13 protein-coding genes, 1 pseudogene and 2 riboswitches are annotated in these 15,302 nt (G+C 60.2%); of the genes and pseudogenes, 5 read left to right on the top strand and 9 right to left on the bottom strand.

Annotated elements, in window-relative coordinates; all coding sequences use genetic code 11:
* Window positions 1-22: 22 nt before the first annotated feature.
* On the bottom strand, window positions 23-841 hold the full coding sequence (locus ACSMDR_RS15830) for a helix-turn-helix transcriptional regulator (protein ID WP_436469335.1): 819 nt from the start codon (window positions 839-841) through the stop codon (window positions 23-25).
* Window positions 842-1,018: 177 nt separating this feature from the next.
* Here ACSMDR_RS15830 and ACSMDR_RS15825 point away from each other — a divergent pair, with 177 nt between their 5' ends.
* Together ACSMDR_RS15825 and ACSMDR_RS15820 are read left to right on the top strand one after the other, a co-directional pair.
* Window positions 1,019-2,398, top strand: coding sequence for an MATE family efflux transporter (locus ACSMDR_RS15825; protein WP_436468853.1), 1,380 nt, complete (start codon window positions 1,019-1,021; stop codon window positions 2,396-2,398).
* 143 nt (window positions 2,399-2,541) lie between these two features.
* Window positions 2,542-2,790, top strand: coding sequence for a YciN family protein (locus tag ACSMDR_RS15820; RefSeq protein ID WP_005907960.1), 249 nt, complete (start codon window positions 2,542-2,544; stop codon window positions 2,788-2,790).
* Between the two features lie 57 nt (window positions 2,791-2,847).
* On the opposite strand, the gene ACSMDR_RS15815 is transcribed toward ACSMDR_RS15820, so the two are convergent.
* A complete protein-coding gene (locus ACSMDR_RS15815) occupies window positions 2,848-3,966 on the bottom strand; it encodes a GGDEF domain-containing protein (protein WP_436468852.1) in 1,119 nt (372 codons plus the stop codon).
* 247 nt (window positions 3,967-4,213) lie between these two features.
* Between ACSMDR_RS15815 and ACSMDR_RS15810 the strand changes: the two genes are divergently transcribed.
* Window positions 4,214-5,608 carry a nucleobase:cation symporter-2 family protein gene (locus ACSMDR_RS15810; protein WP_436468851.1) on the top strand — a complete coding sequence of 465 codons (1,395 nt, stop codon included), beginning with the start codon at window positions 4,214-4,216 and terminating at the stop codon, window positions 5,606-5,608.
* A 93-nt stretch (window positions 5,609-5,701) separates the two neighbouring features.
* A pseudogene (locus ACSMDR_RS15805) lies at window positions 5,702-6,405 on the top strand (lipoyl protein ligase domain-containing protein).
* 90 nt (window positions 6,406-6,495) lie between these two features.
* Here the strand turns inward: ACSMDR_RS15805 and ACSMDR_RS15800 are convergent.
* On the bottom strand, window positions 6,496-7,872 hold the full coding sequence (locus ACSMDR_RS15800) for an alanine/glycine:cation symporter family protein (RefSeq protein WP_436468850.1): 1,377 nt from the start codon (window positions 7,870-7,872) through the stop codon (window positions 6,496-6,498).
* A 105-nt stretch (window positions 7,873-7,977) separates the two neighbouring features.
* Window positions 7,978-8,086, bottom strand: a riboswitch (glycine riboswitch).
* A 5-nt stretch (window positions 8,087-8,091) separates the two neighbouring features.
* Window positions 8,092-8,171, bottom strand: a riboswitch (glycine riboswitch).
* 420 nt (window positions 8,172-8,591) lie between these two features.
* Between ACSMDR_RS15800 and ACSMDR_RS15795 the strand changes: the two genes are divergently transcribed.
* Complete coding sequence (locus ACSMDR_RS15795; protein ID WP_005897139.1) at window positions 8,592-9,743, top strand: type III PLP-dependent enzyme; 1,152 nt, start codon at window positions 8,592-8,594, stop codon at window positions 9,741-9,743.
* A 78-nt stretch (window positions 9,744-9,821) separates the two neighbouring features.
* On the opposite strand, the gene ACSMDR_RS15790 is transcribed toward ACSMDR_RS15795, so the two are convergent.
* The 6 genes from ACSMDR_RS15790 to ACSMDR_RS15765 all read right to left on the bottom strand — a co-directional run bounded on the left by ACSMDR_RS15790 (window position 9,822) and on the right by ACSMDR_RS15765 (window position 15,241).
* The gene (locus ACSMDR_RS15790; RefSeq protein ID WP_005897141.1) at window positions 9,822-10,787 is read right to left on the bottom strand and encodes a calcium/sodium antiporter; all 966 of its coding nucleotides are present in this window, start codon (window positions 10,785-10,787) and stop codon (window positions 9,822-9,824) included.
* A 140-nt stretch (window positions 10,788-10,927) separates the two neighbouring features.
* Entirely contained in the window at window positions 10,928-11,404 is a 477-nt protein-coding gene (locus ACSMDR_RS15785; protein WP_436468849.1) for a peroxiredoxin, read from the bottom strand.
* 69 nt (window positions 11,405-11,473) lie between these two features.
* The gene (gene yfcD / locus ACSMDR_RS15780; protein WP_269077625.1) at window positions 11,474-11,980 is read right to left on the bottom strand and encodes an NUDIX hydrolase YfcD; all 507 of its coding nucleotides are present in this window, start codon (window positions 11,978-11,980) and stop codon (window positions 11,474-11,476) included.
* 144 nt (window positions 11,981-12,124) lie between these two features.
* Complete coding sequence (locus ACSMDR_RS15775; RefSeq protein ID WP_005897150.1) at window positions 12,125-12,868, bottom strand: amino acid ABC transporter ATP-binding protein; 744 nt, start codon at window positions 12,866-12,868, stop codon at window positions 12,125-12,127.
* Between the two features lie 12 nt (window positions 12,869-12,880).
* The gene (locus ACSMDR_RS15770; RefSeq protein ID WP_005897152.1) at window positions 12,881-13,975 is read right to left on the bottom strand and encodes an amino acid ABC transporter permease; all 1,095 of its coding nucleotides are present in this window, start codon (window positions 13,973-13,975) and stop codon (window positions 12,881-12,883) included.
* Between the two features lie 78 nt (window positions 13,976-14,053).
* Window positions 14,054-15,241 (bottom strand): amino acid ABC transporter permease, encoded by a 1,188-nt coding sequence (locus ACSMDR_RS15765; protein WP_040318980.1) that lies wholly within the window; start codon window positions 15,239-15,241, stop codon window positions 14,054-14,056.
* Window positions 15,242-15,302 lie beyond the last annotated feature (61 nt).

Here is a 15,302-nt window from a genome sequence, read left to right as displayed (position 1 = left end):
TAGGCCAACAATTTCAAAGGTTTTAGCCATCGTTGTGCGCCTGGATCAGCCCGGTCAGCACGGGCCTGCGACCGAGGCGGCGAAACTCGCCAGGGGTCTGACCAGTTGCACGGCGAAAACGGTTCGCAAAGTTGGCGCCATCGCTGTAACCGACCCGCCCCGCCAGCTCGCTGAGGGGCCAATCGGTATAGAGCAGCAACTGGCGCGCCTTCTCCATGCGCAGCCCGGTCAGCCAGGCCATTGGCCCCATGCCAAACGCCTGCTGGCAGAGCCGGTGCAGGTGCGGCGCCGAGCAAGCCAGCAGGCTGGCCAACTTGGCCACAGTCCAGGGCTCATCGAGTCGCCCCTCCACCAGACGCTGCAAGCCCTGCAACCTGCCGAGGGGCGTGCCCCTCGCCTCGCCGCGCAGTACCCGGGCCAGCAGGGTCAACAGCAGGGAGAGCAGCTGAGGTTGCAAGGCCGAACGGCTCCCCTCGGTGTGCATCAAGTGCAGCAGCTGACGCAGTGACTCCCCCTCGCCACTCACCCAGCAGTGATGGCCGAGCCGATGCAGATGATGCCAGCGCGGCACATCGTCGAGCAGGATCCAGCTGGTCTGCCAGCTGTGGCCATCGAGCCGAAGGCCGCCGGGCAAGGCCGCAGGCAGAAACACCAGGGCGCCTGCCGGGATGGGGCTCTCCCCCTGTTCGGTCAGCAAGACGCCCCCCTCGCTGTGGCTGAGCAGCAGGATGTGAAAGGCGGGCTGATTGCGCTGGATAAGATAATGATCGCGCAGCACCGACAGTCCGGTGAGGAAGATCCCCGCCTCGCCCAGCAGAGGCAGCCCCTCGCGTCCCAGCATGCGCTCCTCGCAACTCTGCGCTATCTCAAGACACTCCCTCTCGAACACCGCGGCTCCTTAATCGATAATGGATAGTTTTGCACAAACAAGACGATAGCCACTCACAGCGGCCGCTCCCGTACTTCCACTTATGATATCGAGCATCAACCTTATGTTTCCACGACCCGGTTAACAGTAATGAACAATTGGCAAGCGATTTTCAAACAAACCACCGACAAGGAATTCATGGGTAGACTGTGGCGACTGGCACTGCCTGTCTCCCTGCAATCCATGATGTTCTCCCTGCTCGGTCTCATCGACATCATGATGGTGAGCCAGCTGGGTGCGACCGAGGTTGCCGCCGTCGGCTTGGGAAACCGGGTCTTTTTCTTCAATCTGCTGGTGGTCGCCGGCCTCTCTGGCGGCGTCTCTGTGCTGGCGGCGCAGTACTACGGCCGCAACGACCTGAGCGGAGTGCGCCGTGCCCTGGCCCTGGCTCTGCTCAGCGCCGTGCTGGTCAGCCTGCCCTTCGCCCTGCTCTATACCTTTGCCCCCGGCAGCGTGCTGGGCTTTGCCAGTCAGGATCCCGTGCTGCGCCCCCTGGCGGATCAGTATCTGATGATCACCGGCGCCACCATTCTCTGCACCGCGCTGGTGGTGCCGCTGGAGGCGGCGCTGCGCTCGGTCGGCAATGCCACTGCCCCGACTCACATCGGCCTTATTGCCATCGTCGCCAACGTGCTGCTCAACTATGCCCTCATCTTCGGTCACTTCGGCTTCGAGGCCATGGGCGTGGCGGGCTCGGCTTGGGGCACCACGCTGTCACGCCTGCTGCAAACCGCGCTGCTGATTGGCTACGTGATGCACAAGGAGGCTCGCCTGCTGCCGCGCCGGCCCGACTGGCTGCTGGCCCTCTCGGCCAAAGAGGCGCGTCGCTTCGTGCTCATCGCCCTGCCCCTGCTGCTGCACGATGGCCTCTGGGCCTTCGGCATGTTGCTCTACGGCTTCCTATACGCTCACCTGGGGGTGGACTCCCTGGCCATCATGACCACGCTCGGAGCCCTGGAGGGGATCCTCATCTCCCTCTTCTTCGGGCTCGCGGTGGCCTGCGCCACCCTGCTCGGCCATCGCCTCGGCGCCGAGGAGTATGACGCCGCCTGGCTGCAATCCCAGTTGCTGCTGGTGTTGGCCCCCCTTGGTGCCCTGCTGGTTGGCCTCTTCGTCTGGTTCATGCAGGCGCCCCTGCTGCTCTGGATTGGCAACCTGCCCGCAGAGCTTCTACCCCAGGCCGGCCAGGTGCTTGGCATCCTCTGTCTCGGCATGCTGCTCAAGGTGTTCAACATGGTGGGGATCGTCGGGATACTGCGCTCGGGGGGAGATGTTAACTACAGCATCTTCATCGACATCGTCAGCATGTGGTGCATCGGGCTGCCCTTGGCCTGGCTGGCGGTAAGCTGGCTCGGCTGGCCGCTGACCTGGGTAGCGGCCGTGGTGTTGCTCGAGGAGGTGAGCAAGGTGTGGCTGGTGCATCGCCGGGTACAGCGCCGCCGCTGGCTGCGCAACCTGGTGACCAGCTGAGGGGGCTCCCGGCCCTCGATTGACTGGTTTGGTGCGCCTCGCTTTGCAGCAGATCAACATCTGAGGGGGGCCATGGGTGTATGCTGTGCCCATCGGTTTTGCGGGGCGGGCCCTGTGCCAGGCCCCAGGTTAGGAGAGAGACGATGCACACACCAAAAGAGACCCTGAGTCAGGAAGCCCTGCTCACCCTGGCCAACGACATTATCCGCAGCCATGAGGACTTCATCCACGGCATGCGCGCCGATGGCGTGGAACAGCGGGGAGACGTCCTGGTGTTCAAGGGGGAGTATTTCATGACCGATGATGGCACCCCGACGCCCAAGACCATGGCGGTATTCAACATGTTCAAGTACCTGGCCCACCAACTCTCGGACAAGTACCAGCTGGACTAAACAAAAAGGGATGCCTTATTGGCATCCTTTTTTGTTTGGAGTATCAAGCTATTGCACTCAAGCGACGCTCTGATCCGGGGCTACCGGCTCTCCCGCCACGCAGTTGCGACCCGCCACCTTGGCCTGATAGAGTCGCTCGTCGGCCCGATTGAGCAGGCTCTCCGAGGATTCGGCAGAATACATCAGTGCCACCCCGATACTGACGGTCACCTCGAGCAACTCCTCGCTGGTCGGGCTCTTGATGAGGCGCGCCTCCACCGCCAGACGCAGCTGCTCGGCAAATTGCATGGCCTGTCGCCCACTGCTGCACTTGGGCAGCAAGATGACAAACTCCTCCCCGCCGTAGCGGCCGAGCACCATCCCCTCCTCGAGCTGCTCGGCCAGGCAGGCGGCCACCTCCTTGAGCACGGCATCCCCCGCCAGATGACCAAAATGATCATTGATGCGCTTGAAGCGATCGAGATCGAGCAGCAGCAGGGCGAAGGGTTGCTGCTGGTAGAGAAAACGGGCACGGGCCTGCTCCAACTGCTTCATCATCAGTCGCCGGTTCATCATGCCGGTCAGTTCATCCGTGGTGGATTCGCGATAGAGCTGCAACAGCATATTGAGCTGGCCGCACTGTACCCAGGCACTCGCCAGGGCGAACAGGGCAAGCAGCCAGAACTGATCCAGGGTCGCGGCGCTCCAGAGAGGCTGGCCAAGCAGCAGCCAGTTGCCTCCCAGCATGGCCACCATGATGCACGCCGCCAGTTGCAGGCTGAGGGAGAGGGGCACGGGGAAGATGGCGAACAGGCTGATCAGCAGATAGGGAAAGGCGGAGTAACCGGCCTGGAGATCCTGCTTTGAATCGAAGCTTGCCAGACAGAACAGCGAGAACAGCATCATGACTGTCATCAGATAGCCAAGAGCCAGTTTCATCCGTTCCCGACGAAAGTGGATCAGATAGGAGAGCGGGATCAGCGGCGAGAGAGCCAGCAGACAGAAGGCGCGCGCCTTGAGCAGATGGGCAAACTGTTCCTGGTTCAGGGTCAGCCAGTCAACCCCCCCCCAGACTGGGATGCCAACCATCAACAGGCAGGTGAGCAGTCGCAGCCTGACCGTCATGAATCCCATGCGGGTCAGGGTGAAATCTTCCGAATGCGCGCGGGCACTCCAGAACTCCGACAGCTTCAACATCCAGAGTCTCCAAGTCGTGAAAGAGGGCTCATTCTACGCCTACGCATGGCAAAAACCCATGCCATCAATGGGTTTTACCGCTCACATCCCGCATCCAAACCGGCGGATCATAATCTTCGCACGCAAACGTTTCAACCTTACGACAAATAAACCCGTTTATGGCCAATTGCCGCTGGATCTCACCTTTTCAATCACTACAATAGCCGCCAAATTCCCTCCCCCTCCCCCATAAAATTTCGAGGTATCTATGGAACAGGCTGCTCTCAAGAGCGCTCCCGACGAGCCGCAGCGGCGCCCCCATCCGGATCTGGTCTACGGCATCAATGAGGTTCCCCCCCTGCCCCAGACCCTGTTCGCCGCCCTGCAACACATGCTCGCCATGTTTGTTGCCATCATTACCCCGCCCCTCATCATCGCCAACGCCCTCGGTCTGCCCGCCGACGACACCCGCTACATCGTCTCCATGTCACTGGTCATGTCCGGCATCGCCTCCTTTATCCAGACTCGTCGTTTTGGCCCCATCGGATCCGGTCTGTTGTCGGTGCAGGGCACCAGCTTCAACTTCCTCGGCCCCATCATCGCCTCGGGGCTGGCCCTCAAGCAGGCCGCCATGCCCACGGACGACCTGCTCGGCACCCTGTTTGGCACCATGCTGGTCGCCGCACTGACCATGGTGGTGCTGAGTCGCTTCCTGCATCTGGTGAGTAGGGTCATCACCCCGCTGGTGACCGGCATAGTGGTGCTGCTCATCGGCCTGACCCTGATCAAGGTGGGACTCATCAGCATGGGCGGCGGCTACGGTGCCCTGGCCGATGGCAGCTTCGCCAGCCATGGCAACCTCTTCCTCTCCCTGCTGGTGCTGGGATTGATTGTGCTGCTACAACGCAGCCACAACCCCTGGCTGCGCCTCTCCGCCATCATGATTGCCATGCTGGTCGGCTATGGGGTCGCCTTGCTGATGGGCAAGGTGCAGGCGCCAACCTTCGAGGGGCCGCTGCTGATGATCCCGCAGCCACTGCGTTATGGACTCGGCTTTGATTGGCAACTGTTCGTGCCGCTGGCCATCATCTTCGTGGTCACGGCGCTGGAGGCCATTGGCGACATGACGGCCACCTCGGATGTCTCCGGCGAGCCGGTCAGCGGCCCTCTTTACATGAGTCGCATCAAAGGCGGCGTGCTGGCCGACGGTTGCAACTCCATGCTAGCGGCCATCTTCTCCACCTTCCCCATGTCCACCTTCAGCCAGAACAATGGCGTCATCCAGCTGACCGGCATGGCCAGTCGCCACGTCGGTCTTTTCATCGCCGCCATGCTGGCCCTGCTTGGGCTCTTCCCGGCGGTGGCCAGTCTGGTACAGCAGATCCCCGAGCCCGTGCTGGGCGGCGCCACCATCGTCATGTTCGGTACAATCGCCGCGGCCGGGGTGCGCATCATCTCCCGCGAGGAGCTCGACCGACGCGCCTTGATGATACTGGCGGTATCCCTCGCCATGGGACTCGGGGTCGCCCAGGTACCCGAGGTGTTGCAGCACCTGCCGGAACTGGCCAAGAGCGTCTTCTCCTACGGCGTCGCCACCGGCGGCCTGACCGCCATCATCTTGAATCTGCTACTGCCCAAGCGGCTCCCAGCCGGGACCAGATAATCAACAGATAAGCCCCCAAGCCCCGCTAGTCGGGGCTTTACCTTGCCTGCGAGTGGCGTTAGGGTGCACTCTCCTGGTCAACGGATACCCGTCATGCCCTACACCCTGCTCGCCTTGCCTTCATCACTGCCCCCGGATGCCACCCTGGCTCAGGATCAGCGCTGGCTGAAGGAGTGCGCCCATCACGGCCTCTGGCCCACCTGTGGCAGGCCCCCCAATGTCTCATCGTTACCCGCAAGGATACCCGGCTGCCCCATTACGCCGCGGCCTGCCAGCAGCTCGCAGCCGAAGGCTGGCCCGTCCATGTGCGCGACAGCGGCGGCACCGCCGTGCCCCACGGTCCTGGCATTCTCAACCTCTCCTTGCTGCTGCCCCGCACCGCTGCGGATCTGGCCCACTACTACCGGCTGCTGGGCGCACCGCTGCTGACCCTGCTGGGAGAGCATGGCCTGGAGGGGAACTACGACTTCGTGCCTGGTTCGTTTTGCGATGGCCAATACAATCTGGTGATCGAGGGTCGCAAGATAACGGGTACCGCTCAGCGCTGGCTGGCACCTGGCCAGGATCACGGCGGCGCCGTATTGGCTCAGGCCATGCTGTTGGTGGCGGGCGATGTGGATGAAGGCACCCGGATGGCAAGCCGCTTCTATGAACTGGCAGGCGGGGAGCTACGCTTTGCGCCCGGCACCTCGACTACCCTGGCCCGTTGCATTGGCTGGCAAGGCAGCGATGCGCAATTGCTCGACAACATTCGATCACGGCTCAAGGAGCTGCTGAGCACAGCCCTGATACCCTGACCCTCTCCCAGAGAGGAAACAGCTCAACCACAGCGCCAATAAAAAGCCACGACAGGGGTCGTGGCTTTGCTTTTTCAAGGCAGGTTCAGGTCAGACGGTTTGTGGCGCCGGCTCGGGTTCAACATCTCTGCCCCGAGCAAAGTAAGCCTTGGTCTCGGCGATCACCACATGGCGCAGGCCGATGAGACCGATGAGGTTGGGCACCGCCATCAGGCCATTGACGATGTCGGCCAGCAGCCAGATCATGTCGAGATGGAGGAATGCCCCCCCCGCCACCAGCCCCAGATAGATGAGGCGATAGGGCTTGATAGCCCGAGTCCCGAACAGATACTGAGTGCAACGCTCACCGTAGTAGTTCCAACCCAGGATGGTGGTAAAGGCGAAAAACAGCAGTCCTATGCTCACCAGATATTGGCCTATGTGCGCATCCAGCCCCTGGGCGAAGGCGGCACTGGTCATGGCGGCGCCGCTGAGATCGCCGCTCCAGACGCCGGTGACCACCAGCGTCAGGCCCGTCATGGTGCAGATGATGATGGTATCGAAGAAAGTGCCCGTCATGGAGACCAACCCCTGCTCCACGCAGGAGTTGGTCTTGGCTGCCGCCGCCGCGATGGGGGCTGAACCTAGACCCGATTCGTTGGAAAACACCCCCCGCGCCACTCCGGACTGGATAGCCAGCATGATGCTTGCACCGACGAAGCCACCGGTCGCGGCATGGCCGCTGAAGGCGCTGCTGATCACCAAGGCGACCGCCTCCGACAAGGCACCGACATTGTTTACCAGCACCCCGAGACAGGCGGCGATATAGAAGAGCGCCATGAAGGGCACCACCTTGCTGGCGACGCTTGAGATGGACTTGATCCCACCCAGAGTCACCAGAGCGACCAGCAGGGTCAGCACCAGGGCAGTCCACTCACGGGGCACCGAGAAGGAGATCGTCATGGCGTCGGAGATGGCATTGACCTGCGGGAAGGTGCCTATGCCAAAGAAGGCGACGCCTATGCCAAACAGGGCGAACAACTTGGCCAGCCACCGGCTGCCGAGCCCCTTCTCCAGATAGTACATGGGGCCGCCCGCCATCTGGCCGTTGCTGTCCAGCTGTCGATATTTGACCGCCAGCAGGCACTCGGCATATTTGGTGGCCATGCCAAACAGGGCCGCCATCCACATCCAGAACAGGGCGCCCGGGCCACCTAGCTTGATGGCGGTAGCGACTCCGACGATGTTGCCTGTGCCTATGGTGGCCGAGAGCGCGGTACAGAGCGCGGCAAAACTGGAGACATCCCCCTGTTTGCCTTGGCCCTGATCACGACCAAACACCAGCTTGAGGGCCAGGGGCAGCCGTACCAGCTGCAGCAGGCCGAGGCGAAGAGTGAGATAAACACCGGTCCCGACCAGCAGGATCAGCAGGGGTGGCCCCCAGACAAGATTATCGATGGCCGTCAGGGCCGATTGAATTGATGACATGCATCCTCCTTAAAAAACATAAATTAAGGAGGAGAAGGATGATCTTCCCAAATAGTCACGATCGCCAGAGGCGATCGGATGCGGGCTAAGCCCAGGTACAACCATCCCATCCCCTCTGTCCTTTTGCCTGAGAGTTTCCGGTCTATTTATCATTGATAAACAAGACCTTGCTCCTTCGGCGCCCGATTAAACGGGTCTCTCCAGAGTATCGTCCAGTAGCAGTCCACACCGGTTGCCCGGTACCTGAAAGATTTACTTCTTCGGTGGATGGTCCCCCATCGCTCTCCTGCTACCTTCATCCGAACTAGTTTTGGATTAGGCAGCGGCATATTAGTCCAAAATAATGTGACCTGTCTCGCAGAAATCCCTGTTTTTCTCTCTGGCGTCCCAACTCCGGTAAAAAGTAAACAGATTGTTAACTATCAATTAGTTAGCCCACAGCTGACCCAAAAGCTCTCCTTGAATCCAGAACACCCTTTTCGCAGCGGATATCAATTTCCCCTTTCGTCTCGACCAGAAAATCTTGCCAACATAGACAATCAAAAAGCTTGCATGACAAATCAATAAACCGATAATTGCGCGCATATCCAAGCAGTAACCATGAAAGTTATGCAGCTTGCTGGATAGGTCCCTTCCGGACCGCTCGCCTGAGCCGGCCGTTGCCGTCTCAACAAACCAAGGCTAGGGCAACTCCGCCCCCTAAGGATGATCAAAAGACAATGAAAGAGACCCTTGTGGCACAAGATTACCGCCAGCTGGTTGAACAATTTGGCTCTCCCCTGTTGCTGCTCGACAAGGCTGCCGTACGCCGCCAATATCGGGCTCTGTCTGCCGCCCTGCCCGAGGTGCGCCTGCACTACGCGCTCAAACCCCTGCCCCATGAGGCCGTGGTCTCTGTGCTCAAGGAAGAGGGAGCCTGCTTCGATCTGGCCACCAATGGCGAAGTGGATCTGGTGCGCAGCCAAGGGGTTCGCCCGGGTCGCTGCATCCATACCCATCCCATCAAGCGCGACAGCGATATTCGTTATGCGCTGGAATATGGCTGCACCGTCTTTGTCTATGACAACCCTCTGGAACTGGACAAGTTTCTGCCCTACAAGGATGAAGTGAAGCTGCTGCTGCGCGTCAGCTTCCCCAACCCCAACACTAAGGTCGATCTCTCCAAAAAGTTTGGCTGCACCCCGGAGCAGGCGCTGCCCCTGCTGCAACTGGCTCAGGCCAAAGGCCTCAAGGTGATGGGACTCTCCTTCCATGTCGGCTCCCAGGTGCCCAACAGCGAGCGCCATGTCCAGGCCATCGATGCCTGCCGCGAGATCATGGAACAAGCCTGGGATCTGGGGCTCAAGCCTTGGGTGCTCGATATCGGCGGCGGTTTCCCAGTCGATTATGAGGGAGGCGAGTTCGATATCGATGGCTTCTGCGCCCCGATCCGTGCCGCGCTTGCCAAGCTGCCAGCAACAGTGCAGAAGATTGCCGAACCGGGCCGTTTCATCAGCGCCCCTGCCATGACCTCGGTATCGAGCGTGATGGGCAAGGCCCACCGCGGTGACAAGATCTGGTACTACCTGGATGATGGCCTCTACGGCAGCTACAACGGTCAACTCTATGACCACGTCACTTATCCGGTCAGCACGCCTTATGCCGGTGGCGAGCTGCACAATGCCGTGCTCTCCGGCCCGACCTGTGACAGTGTCGACGTGATCCGTGACGGCATCATGCTGCCGGACCTGGAGATTGGTGAGCTGGTGATAGGGAAAGTGATGGGGGCCTATACCTGGGCATCGGCATCGACCTTCAACTTCTTCCCCAAGGCCAGTATCCTGATCCTCGATAGCAGCCAGCAGAGCCAGAAGCTGGTCGCCGTCGCCTGAAGGGTTGGGCCATGACGCCGACATAGAGAGGGGGAGCCATCGGCTCCCCCTCTTGTTTGCATTGTCATGCCAGCATCATCAGAACTGGCTGGTCAGCAGCCAACCTGTATAAGCAAAGAAGATACAGAGCAAGATCCCCCCTTCCACCCGGTTGATGCGGCCCTTGCCTTTGCGGCCCAGACACATCACCAGCAGCAGCAGGGTCAGCCCCATCATCAGGCTCCAGTCACGGGTCAATACGGCCGGATCCACATCCAGAGGCGCTATGCCGGCGGCGATGCCGACCACGGCCAGGGTGTTGAACAGGTTTGAGCCGAGCACGTTGCCGAGCGCCAGATCATGCTCCTTCTTCTTGATGGCCATCAAGGAGGAAGCCAGCTCGGGCAAGGAGGTACCAATGGCCACTATGGTCAGACCGATGACGAGATCGCTGATGCCAAATGCCTGAGCTATGGTCACCGCGCCCCACACCAGCAGGCGGGAAGCGCCAACCAACAGCACCAGACCCACGATCAGCCAGAAGATGGCTTTCTTGAGGGGCATGGCCTCGCTGTCTATCTCCACATTGACATCGGCGTCCAGGGCATCACCCTTGCCGGTGATCCCAGCCCAGATGGACCAGCCCATCAGCCCCACGAACACCAGGCCCAGGATGAGGGCATCGCCACGACCCAGATGACCGTCAAGCAGCAAGGCACCGGTCAGCAAGGTGATGCCGAGCAGTATGGGGATCTCTTTGCGCACCACCTGGGAGGAGACGGCGATAGGGCTGATGATGGCGGTCAGCCCCAGGATCAAGGCGATATTGGTAATGTTGGAACCATAGGCATTGCCCAACGCCAGAGCGGGGTTGCCCTGCATGGACGCCAGGGCCGAGACCACCATCTCGGGGGCCGAGGTACCAAAGCCAATGATCACCATACCGATGAGCAGGGGCGGCATGCCCGCATAACGGGCGGTGGCCGCGGCACCATCGACAAATTTATCCGCACTCCAGACCAGCAGGGCCAGTCCGGCAATCAGGGCAACAAAAGCCAGGGTCATACGTCTTCTTTCCAATCGGGGTTGAGCTTCAGGGCGCCATGACAGTCACGGCATCAACAGGAACGGCGACCCAAGGGTCGCGTCGGCGCCAGTGTAACCGAGGAATATCGGTTTTCAAGGGTTAACTCAGCCTTGATTAACTATCCCAGCAGCGCGAGCAGGGAGTCGGCATCCGAGACTTCGAACTTGCCGGGCGCCTCGACATTCAGTGCAGTGACCAAGCCATCCTCGGCTATCAGGGCAAAACGCTGGGCACGTACACCGCCAAAGGATCCTGTCTCTTTCTCCAGCCCCAGCGCCCGGGTCCAGCTGGCATCGCCATCGGCCAGCATGGTGATGGCCTGCGCATTCTGTGCCTCGCCCCACGCCTTCATCACGAAGGCATCATTGACCGATAGGCAGTAGATGGCATCGACGCCCTTGGCGCTGAACTCATCCGCCTTGACCACATAACCGGGCAGATGGGCATTGGAACAGGTCGGAGTGAAGGCGCCGGGCACGGCGAACAGCACCACTTTCTTGCCCGCAAACAGCGCCTGGGTATCCAGTGTCTGTTTGCCTTCGGTGGTGAAGATGGTGAATTCGCCCGCGGGCAGGGATTGGCCAACTGAGATCATGATGAGTCTTCCTGACGGTATATGATGACGAGCAGTCTACCTCAGATGGACGCACCGTGCAGGAGTGTGTCAGGCACCGCCTCTGGCCTGCCAATGCGCGAGAGCTATCAGGGAGTCCGGGGTAAATTCGGCGGCCCGGTTGGCGATCTCCGTCAGACTCATCCAGTGGACTGCGCTTACCTCTTCGGCCTGCAACTGCAAGGGCCCCTGATAGTGGCAGCTGTAGAGATAGCCCCACACCTTATAGTTGCTGCCCTCGGCCAGGAAGCTGCCGTGTTCGTTCAGCGGTATATCCAGAATGCCAAGCTCCTCCCCCAGCTCGCGCAGGGCACTGGCAAGCGGCACCTCGCCCACCGTCATGACGCCGCCAGCGCAGGCATCCAGCATCCCTGGGCAAAAATCCTTGCCGAGGGTACGGCGCTGCACCAGCACCTGTCCCTCATTCCCAAGCACCAGTATGTAGCTGGCACGATGGCGCAAGTTTTCGCGGCGCACCCTCGCCCGCTCGGCCACCTCAATGACATTGTCATGGTCATCGACCACTTCGACCCACTCCATGCTGCTCTCCTGAGCCATTTTATTGCTAACGCCGCAGTATACATGGAGAAAAAACGTGTCGGATCAGCCACTGGTCTATTTTCTCGCGTAGCGTGCCCGCGTTGACCGTTTAAAAAGAGAGGACACCCGCAGGTGTCCTCTCGATGACCGCACCTCTGCCCCTCAGTTGTGCAGTATTTGAGAGAGAAACAGCTTGGTGCGCTCGGACTGGGGGTTGTCAAAGAACTGCCCTGGTTCGTTCTCCTCCATTATCTGGCCCCGATCCATGAAGATGACTCTGTCCGCCACCTGCTTGGCAAAGCCCATCTCATGGGTGACGCAGAGCATGGTCATTCCTTCGTTGGCCAGCTCCACCATGACGTCCAGCACCTCGCGCACCATCTCGGGATCGAGCGCGGAGGTAGGTTCATCAAACAGCATCACCTGGGGGTTCATGCACAGGCTGCGGGCGATGGCGACACGCTGCTGCTGACCGCCGGAGAGCTGTCCCGGGTACTTGAGCGCCTGCTCGGGGATCTGCACCCGCTCGAGGAAACTCATGGCGATCTCCTCGGCTTCCCGTCGTGGCAGTTGCTTGACCCAGATGGGCGCCAGGCAACAGTTTTCCAGTACGGTCAGATGGGGAAACAGGTTGAAGTGCTGAAATACCATGCCCACCTCGCGGCGCACCGTCTCGATGTTCTTGAGATCCGAGGTGAGCGCCAGCCCCTTGACCAGGATGTCACCACGCTGGTGCTCCTCCAGCCGGTTGATGCAGCGGATCATGGTGGATTTGCCGGAGCCCGATGGCCCGCAGATGACGATCTTCTCTCCCTTGCTGACACTCAGATTGATGTTGCGCAACACATGGAACTCGCCATACCACTTGTTGACGTCCTTGAGTTCGACCACATAGTTGTTTTCCATAATCAACAGCTCCTAACGCTTGTGGCCCGTGTGCAGCTTGCGCTCCAGGTAGATGGAATAACGGGACATGCCAAAACAGAACATCCAGAAGATCAAGGCGATGAACACATAAGCCTCGGTGGAATATCCAAGCCAGTTGGGATCGGCCAAGGCCACCTTGGAGATGGCCAGCAGATCGAACAGCCCGATGATCAACACCAGGCTGGTGTCCTTGAACAGCGAGATGAAGGTATTCACTAGAGAGGGTATGGTGATCTTGAGTGCCTGAGGCATGATGATGAGCCCCATCACCTTCCAGTACGAGAGGCCCAGGGCATCCCCCGCCTCATACTGCCCCTTGGGGATCGCCTGCAAGCCACCGCGCACCACCTCGGCCACGTAGGCCGACTGGAACATGATGATACCGATCAGTGCCCGCAGCAGTTTGTCGAACTCCACCTCCCCCGCCACGAACAAGGGCAGCATGACGGATGCCATGAACAGCACGGTAATGAGCGGCACAGCACGCCAGAACTCGATATATACGGTGGAGAGGCTGCTGATGATCGGCATGTGGGAGCGGCGGCCAAGGGCCAGCAAGATACCAAACGGCAGGGCCACTGCGATGCCCACTACCGCCAGCACCAGGGTCAGCATCAAGCCCCCCCAACGGTTGGTGTCAACGTTTTTCAACCCAAAACCACCGTGCAACAGCACATAGGCAAGGCAGGGAAACACCAGCAGGGTAAAGAGTGCCAACCACCCCTTGCGCGGCGTCTTGGGCCAGATCAGCAGCGCCAACAAGCCGGCCAGTCCAACAAACACTATGTTAACCCGCCAGCGTTGGTCGATCGGATAAAAACCGTAGATATACTGGCCAAAACGACTTTCGATAAAGAGCCAGCAGGCCCCCTCTGGGTCACAATCAGCCCGACCGTTGCCACTCCAGGTCGCGGAAATGAAGGCCCAGTCGATCAGGTGCCAGAGTGCGGGCAGCAGCAGATAGGCCAGTAGCAGGGTCACCAAGCCATTCCACCAATTGGGAAACAGATTGGCGCGCAGCCAGGCGAGCAGGCCGCGCCGGTTGTCAGGCGGCGGCAAAGCCTCTTGCATCTCAGTGACGAACATAGCGCCCCCTTGTCATATGCCAAACACCGCTAGTATGAAGGTGATAAGTGCCAGTCTCTTGCCTGTCATCTGGCCTCATCATCGTTCCACCAGCGCCATCTTGCGGTTGTAGATGTTCATCAGCACTGAGGTGCTGATACTGATGACGAGATAGACCCCCATGGTCATGGCGATCACTTCAATGGCCTGCCCAGTCTGGTTGAGGGTGGTACCCATGAATACCGAGACAAGATCCGGGTAACCGATGGCGGTCGCCAGGGACGAGTTCTTGGTCAAGTTGAGATACTGGCTGGTGAGCGGCGGAATGATGACGCGCATCGCCTGGGGAATGATCACCAAGCGCAGGGTTCGGGTCGTAGAAAGCCCCAGGGCCGAGGCCGCCTCCGTCTGGCCATGACTGACGGCCAGTATGCCGGAGCGCACTATCTCGGCGATGAAGGCCGCCGTATAGATGGTCAACGCCAGCAGCAGGGCCGCCAGCTCTGGCAACACTGTCAGGCCGCCGCGAAAATTGAAGCCCTGCAAGGAGGGCAGACTCCAGGCAAGCGGGCTGCCCACCAGCCAGAAGGTAGCAAGCGGCAGCAACAGGATAAGCGCGAGGGAGCTGAGCCAGACCGGGAAGATTTGCCCCGTCAACTCCTGGCGACGGTGTGCCCAGCGCCGTATGCCCCAACTCAGGATAAGGGCCAGCAGCAAGGCCCAGAGCACATAGCCAAATCCCTCCTCGAACAGGGGCTTGGGTATGTAGAAGCCACGCACGTTGAGAAAGGCCAGATCGCCCAGATTCACGCTCTCACGCGGCGATGGCAGGGTCCGCAGTACCGAGAAGTACCAGAAGAAGATCTGCAGCAACAGAGGGACGTTGCGGAAGGTCTCGATATAGACGGTTGCGATGCGCGACACCAACCAGTTCTTCGACAGTCGCGCCACCCCGATGACGAAGCCGAGCAGGGTCGCCAATATGATGCCCAGCACGGAGATGAGCAGCGTATTGAGCAGCCCTACCACGAAGGTGCGACCAAAGGTGTCAGTCTCGTCGTAGGGGATCAGGCTCTGCAATATGCCAAAGCCGGCCGTGTTGCCGAGAAAGCCAAATCCTGTGGTGATACCACGGGCTTCCAGGTTGGTCAGGGCGTTATTGATGATGTAGAACAGGAAACCGAGGACTGCCGCGACGGCCAGACACTGGAAGATCAGCGCCCTCACCTTCGCGTCATACCACCAGCGGCCCTGTTCCTTCCTCTGGTCGTGCGATTGTGACGCCATAGGGGTTACTCCGACAAAGCCAAGGCAAGAGGAAAGCGGGGGGCTCTAAGCCCCCTGCCAG

This window comes from Aeromonas molluscorum (assembly GCF_051376105.1).
Classification (GTDB): Bacteria; Pseudomonadota; Gammaproteobacteria; order Enterobacterales; family Aeromonadaceae; genus Aeromonas; species Aeromonas molluscorum.
Note: the sequence above shows the minus strand (reverse complement) of the source record. Positions and strands in the feature narration are given on the sequence as shown.

Coding starts and splice junctions, on each gene's coding strand:
- ACSMDR_RS15830 (WP_436469335.1), bottom strand. CDS start 841: ATGCTGGGACGCGAGGGGCTGCCTCTGCTGGGCGAGGCGGGGATCTTC.
- ACSMDR_RS15825 (WP_436468853.1), top strand. CDS start 1,019: ATGAACAATTGGCAAGCGATTTTCAAACAAACCACCGACAAGGAATTC.
- ACSMDR_RS15820 (WP_005907960.1), top strand. CDS start 2,542: ATGCACACACCAAAAGAGACCCTGAGTCAGGAAGCCCTGCTCACCCTG.
- ACSMDR_RS15815 (WP_436468852.1), bottom strand. CDS start 3,966: ATGTTGAAGCTGTCGGAGTTCTGGAGTGCCCGCGCGCATTCGGAAGAT.
- ACSMDR_RS15810 (WP_436468851.1), top strand. CDS start 4,214: ATGGAACAGGCTGCTCTCAAGAGCGCTCCCGACGAGCCGCAGCGGCGC.
- ACSMDR_RS15800 (WP_436468850.1), bottom strand. CDS start 7,872: ATGTCATCAATTCAATCGGCCCTGACGGCCATCGATAATCTTGTCTGG.
- ACSMDR_RS15795 (WP_005897139.1), top strand. CDS start 8,592: ATGAAAGAGACCCTTGTGGCACAAGATTACCGCCAGCTGGTTGAACAA.
- ACSMDR_RS15790 (WP_005897141.1), bottom strand. CDS start 10,787: ATGACCCTGGCTTTTGTTGCCCTGATTGCCGGACTGGCCCTGCTGGTC.
- ACSMDR_RS15785 (WP_436468849.1), bottom strand. CDS start 11,404: ATGATCTCAGTTGGCCAATCCCTGCCCGCGGGCGAATTCACCATCTTC.
- yfcD (WP_269077625.1), bottom strand. CDS start 11,980: ATGGCTCAGGAGAGCAGCATGGAGTGGGTCGAAGTGGTCGATGACCAT.
- ACSMDR_RS15775 (WP_005897150.1), bottom strand. CDS start 12,868: ATGGAAAACAACTATGTGGTCGAACTCAAGGACGTCAACAAGTGGTAT.
- ACSMDR_RS15770 (WP_005897152.1), bottom strand. CDS start 13,975: ATGTTCGTCACTGAGATGCAAGAGGCTTTGCCGCCGCCTGACAACCGG.
- ACSMDR_RS15765 (WP_040318980.1), bottom strand. CDS start 15,241: ATGGCGTCACAATCGCACGACCAGAGGAAGGAACAGGGCCGCTGGTGG.